The organism is Polaromonas sp. P1_E1_2, from assembly GCF_056406035.1.
In genome coordinates, this window is sequence record NZ_JBFUAZ010000595.1 from 1 (window position 1) to 2,613 (window position 2,613).

The window sequence follows — 2,613 nt, forward strand, 5'->3', positions numbered from 1 at the left end:
GTACTGCACCACGTAGCCCTCCGGCGGCTATGTCGGACCCGGTCTCGGCCCTCGAATGAGAAAGTCAAATGGCCACCAGCTGCCGCACGCCGTTGGCTTCCATGTCCTTACCCTGGCCGCGCGCCCCCGGTGGACGACAAGCAGGTGGCCAAACTGCTGGCCGGCGTTGTGCTGGATGACGACCCCAAACCCGTTCGAGCTGCGGCCTGCGAGAAAACCGGCGACAACCAGTTAAGCCTGACCTTGACGGAAGGCAAATACCACCAGGTCAAGCGCATGGTCGCCGCCGTGGGCAACCGGGTGGAAGAGATCGGCGGCTTGCACCGCTCGCGTATCGGTTCGCTGGATCTGCCGATCGACCTGAAAGCGGTGAATGGCGCTGGTTGACGGTGCAAGACCTGACCCGCATCGCGGCCTGAGTACCGCCCTGCGCCAAATGCCGTCGGGGGGGTGAAGCAGCAGAGCCTGGCATTCCTTTGCCAATGCAGGATGCCCGGCACATCCACTGGCTCTGCCTATCGCAGTTCGGCTGGGCGGGTGTTGGACTGTATGAGAAACGAGTCATGCCAGTGATTGGGCATGCTGCTGGTGTGATCCTGGTCCCTGAGTGTGCGGATGCGGCGCTGTTGCGCCAGCGTTTTTTTCAGGCTGATGCGGGCGACTTCGAGGATCGCTTCTTCACGCTTGAGATGCCGGGCTTTTGTGGCCTCTTCGCCGAAAAATTCATTGCGAAGTACGTCGGGGTCCGGCAGCATGGACGGGTTGAGCACCGCGTAGGAAATGCCGCACTGCGCCAGCAAATTCCTTTTCAGGCTTCTGGCTTTTTGGGGGAGTCCGAAGGACTTGGGTACGTCCACGCAGCCGACTACGTGGCCGTCGCTCGCGCAAACTGAAAATGTGCAGGTGGTGTTCTGAAGCAATTCATACCAGTACAGGCTGTTTTCACTGGCATTGGGCCTGGTGAAACGAGTTACCGGCGTCTTGACCAGGACATGGTGATCGTCAAAAGTGCTGTTCATCCAGTGCCAGGTTCGCAGTTCTTCGCTATTCATCAACACTCGCGCATGCAGGGGCCAGTGTTTGGGAATGCGGCGTTTCCCCGGGTTTACCCATCGCGACCACAACCTGTACCATTCGTAGATGCGCTCCATACGGGGCTGCTCTACTGGCGACCATTCTGAGTTTCTGTGCATGACGAACTCCTGRTTGTTACGGGTTTTTACAATGTGCGCTTATTTACGTACCTTGTATTGAAATTCATCAGATTAATTGGCAATTTGTTACCAATTATTAAGATTGCGTGACTTATTGAACATAGGCCCATCGCTGAATTGGCCCCGTGAAACTTGCAAAAAGAGGAGTGCAATCAATGGATAAACGCAAATTTATGGGTGTGGCGGCATGGGGAGCCGTCGCTTTGCCTGAGCTGGCGCAGGCACAGCTGGCGCCCAAGGCGCTCCGAGGTCCGACATTGTTGACCGTCAGTGGGCTAATAGGTGCGGGCAACCGCGGCGCCCTCGATACCGCGCTTGACCAGATGATGGCCAAGCAGAAGATCAAATTCGACAAGGCGCACGCCTTTGACTTTGCCGCACTCACCGCGCTGCCGGCCGTCACCATCAAGCCGACGCTGGAATACGACAGCAAGCCGCACACCCTCAAGGGCCCCTTGCTGGCCGATGTGATGAAGGCCGCCGGCGTGAAGTTGACTGACAGGACGACGCTTTTCCTGCGCGCGGTAGACGGTTATGCCGCCCAGGTCACCGCCGCCGAGGCCGGCAAATACCGCTTCATCGTTGCCACTCACCTGGATGGTCAGCCCATGGCGCCGGCTCCCACTGGGTTGAAGAGCGCGAGGCATGAGTGATCTAACACGACAGCAACTGTGCGCGGCCTTGAGCATTAGCGAGTCCACAGTAAGGCGCCTAGAGGCGATGGGATTGCCATTTACGCCAGTGGGCGTAAGGGCGAAGCGCTATGACCTGGATGAGGTAAAGCGATGGCTCAGAGGTGGCGCATTAGGGCGTCGTGATGCGCGTGCGAGGCTGAGTCCGGAGTTAGAAAGTGCCGCACGAGCATTTATGGCTGCTGCCCGTYGCACCAAACTGCGTGTTACACCCAGCGCATAGCGACCTGGTCGTCCTCTCAGCCATGGCGGTTCTTTTCGTTTGTCGGACTCAACAGATCAGCAATGCGACCGGCGACAGGGTCAGTAGACTGTGCGATGCCTAACGCCCACGTCGCCCAAACATCAACCTGCGGGGACGATGGTTGGCCGGCTCGCTCAAGGACCATAGCGACATAACCGCGAATTTGTTGGCTGGTAGTCCATTGCGCGGCCTCCTCAAGAAGGCGTGCTCTGTGTTCTCTAGATGCACTGTCCTTTCCTGCATCCTGTTCCCGCCGCAAAGTTATTGCTTCATATGCGGCCCATTGAGCCTCCTGTAACGGTGTCTTCATTTTGGCTCCCTAACATGCGCTAGTGCAATATTTCGCCCCGGAACGGGGTCCYTTTCCGAAGCCACTCTCAGCGCCCAGGAAGCCCAATCTCTATGCGCCGCTGACGGCGGTGTTTCGGCTCGACTAATTACATCGGCAACGAAGGCTCTAATC

At 58.0% G+C, this 2,613-nt stretch carries 2 protein-coding genes and 1 pseudogene; 2 read left to right on the top strand and 1 reads right to left on the bottom strand.

The features are described 5' to 3' along the window. Positions 1-126 precede the first annotated feature (126 nt). Positions 127-419 (top strand): annotated as a pseudogene (locus AC1D1P_RS20450) (pseudouridine synthase family protein); the annotation flags it as partial. Between the two features lie 96 nt (positions 420-515). Here the strand turns inward: AC1D1P_RS20450 and AC1D1P_RS20455 are convergent. After that, entirely contained in the window at positions 516-1,193 is a 678-nt protein-coding gene (locus AC1D1P_RS20455) for a hypothetical protein (protein ID WP_457280066.1), read from the bottom strand. Positions 1,194-1,369: 176 nt separating this feature from the next. On the opposite strand from AC1D1P_RS20455, the gene AC1D1P_RS20460 reads away from it, so the two are divergent. Further along, positions 1,370-1,867: a putative pterin-binding protein gene (locus AC1D1P_RS20460; RefSeq protein WP_477674222.1), complete on the top strand. Its 498-nt coding sequence runs from the start codon at positions 1,370-1,372 to the stop codon at positions 1,865-1,867. Positions 1,868-2,613 lie beyond the last annotated feature (746 nt).